Origin of the sequence: Tepidibacillus decaturensis, from assembly GCF_001561915.1 — a bacterium.
GTDB classification, from domain to species: domain Bacteria; phylum Bacillota; class Bacilli; order Tepidibacillales; family Tepidibacillaceae; genus Tepidibacillus_B; species Tepidibacillus_B infernus.
In genome coordinates, this window is the sequence record NZ_LSKU01000001.1 from 1,648,581 (window position 1) to 1,650,989 (window position 2,409).

Annotated in this window: 2 protein-coding genes; both read right to left on the reverse strand. The window is 29.6% G+C overall.

The window, feature by feature from the left end:
* Positions 1 to 66: 66 nt before the first annotated feature.
* Positions 67 to 1,488: a hypothetical protein gene (locus U473_RS07870; protein ID WP_068725089.1), complete on the reverse strand. Its 1,422-nt coding sequence runs from the start codon at positions 1,486 to 1,488 to the stop codon at positions 67 to 69.
* Between the two features lie 340 nt (positions 1,489 to 1,828).
* Positions 1,829 to 2,409, reverse strand: a 581-nt coding sequence (locus U473_RS07875; protein WP_201024165.1) for a hypothetical protein, incomplete at its 5' end; no start/stop codon positions are given.

Consider the following 2,409-nt stretch of genomic DNA (forward strand, 5'->3'; position numbering starts at 1 on the left):
GTTATAATTAAAATAATTATAGACCGTGTAATTAAAATAATACACGGTCTATTTTCTAAAAAGTTTTTATAAATTTGTTGATGCAGTATACCTATATCCACTAACAGGTTTCATGTAAGTACCATTTATTGTACCCTCAACTTTGGCATAATGTCCTTCATCTTGTAAATAGTAATCTTTAAAGTCTCCTAGAATTCCATAATAGACACTATTATTATTTTCTAACTTCTGTTCTTCTAACGAGCCTAAATCCTTTTTTTGCCCTAATTTCTGTGATTCACTAGCTTGAATATTATCCCATACACTAGAGACTGTGCTTAAATAGGGTATTAACGCAACTGCCGCTTTTGCATAACTAGGTGATGAAGCCATTATTCCATATATATTTCGATTAAGAAAGACATGGTCTCCAGTCAATTTATTCATAACTAACTCAAGATCATCAAATTTAAGGCCAAAATCATAGTAGAAAACTTTTATATCTCGTGTATAATGATCATATTCTACTACATATCCGTATAATATTTCAGTCTGCATACTATGACCAGCTATTCCAGTTTCTCTATTATTCTTAATATCTACCATTGATATTTGTGTTAATGTATACCATGATTGGTCTGCACTATAAGCATGATAGAAATAGTCCGGTAATGACCAACTAACATAAGATTTCCATCCGCTTCCTTTAAAAAGACTTTCTGGTATATTATAATCATCTAAGTTTACAGTGCTATTAGTTTTTAAATCGGAAAATAATCTTTTTAATTCGTAGTAATCAACAGATATTTGAGTTGAAGTTATTGAAAATAAGTCTTGACTCTGATCTTCTTCACTAATTTCTTGGGTCTTGATTTGCTTGTTATTAGAGCTTTTATTTCGCATATTTGACAATTCCACAATTTTTTTTGCTAAGTCCTTTTCTTGAATGGCATCTTTTTTAAGTTGATACTTCGCTCCAAGTGATAATGTGTCAAATATGGTTTCCGGAATTGAATCTTGCAAGTAGATAATATTTTGACTGTTTTTATCCTCTAAAACAATCGTTAATACTGTTTGATTTTCTATACTATAATTCGTTTTAAGCAATGCTGTTTTGCTACTATCTTTTTCTATTCTAAATTGTAATACAATGAAATCCTTTGTTTCTTTCATATCACCTAATAACAGCTTATCTGAGTATACTCCTTGCCCTATTACTGGGTATATTGTTCCAGATAAATTGAGATCATATAATTTGTTATTATTTTCAAATTCGCCTTTTGTTTTAATATGACCATTATTTTGATTTATACTTAGTTTTTTAAGATTTATTTTTGCAGAATCATTTTCATCCCAATTATCATTCAACACCTGACCTATTACATTATTCAGAGTAAATTCATTAACAATATCTTTGTCGTTGTTTACAGCACTAGCACGATCACTTATCGGAGAAACCAAACTAATTAACAGTAAAGTTGCTAATACAATCGTAATTATTTTTTTCACTTAAATCACTCCCTCGATTTAAATGTTTAGAATAAGTAAACCTTAAGCTTTTAATTTCAGCATAGGGTATTCCTCCTTTTTGATCCTTTGCCCTACCTTGCCATTTACAAAGATAATAAAATGCTTCATAATAAAGATATATCCTTTACTTTGTCATTCTGCAAGGTAAAGCTCTGAGAGCCGATTTCCATGTACACTGTCATGATTCTGGAACGGCTCTTAATTCAACTATAATACACAATCTACCATTTTGCACCGCAAATCGTATTGTGGTATCCCGCCATTTTTTTGAGGTCAATATAATAACCTTTACAATTGAATATTTACTGACCATCAAAATTTACTGATCAAATACAAAAAAATCACTAATTACCATACCATTTATTTTTTTCAATCGGTTTATACTTAATAATGTAAAGTCATTAGAATCATATTGGTACAAATCATAATCAACATCTAATGAGTAGAATATATTGTCATTCATATGGCTTAAATAAAGATTATTTTTTAATTCATAACCTTTTTTGAAATTCAATTCATTATCCCACACTGTTACCTTTTTTCCGGATCGGGTTGGAAAATCATAATGCGCCACCACAATATTATCGTTATTCCTAAAAATTTGATACGGAGCGTTTTCTGTTAAATTGATTATATTCATGGATGCGTTTTGATTTTCTAATAAAAAGATTTTGTTCGTAGGACCTGAATAATCATTCTTAGCATTGTTTATAATTAAAAACTTACCATTAAAATATAAAGAGTCTGTATGAAAGGCAGTTTGTTTATTTATCCTTATCTTCATTTCGTTTAAGTCTTTGTCTAATTCATAAATTGATTGTTCTTTACGGAATGGATTATCAGCAAAAACAAAGATCTCATCTTTGGCGCTAGCAATTCCCCTTAGAACTCCATCTAATC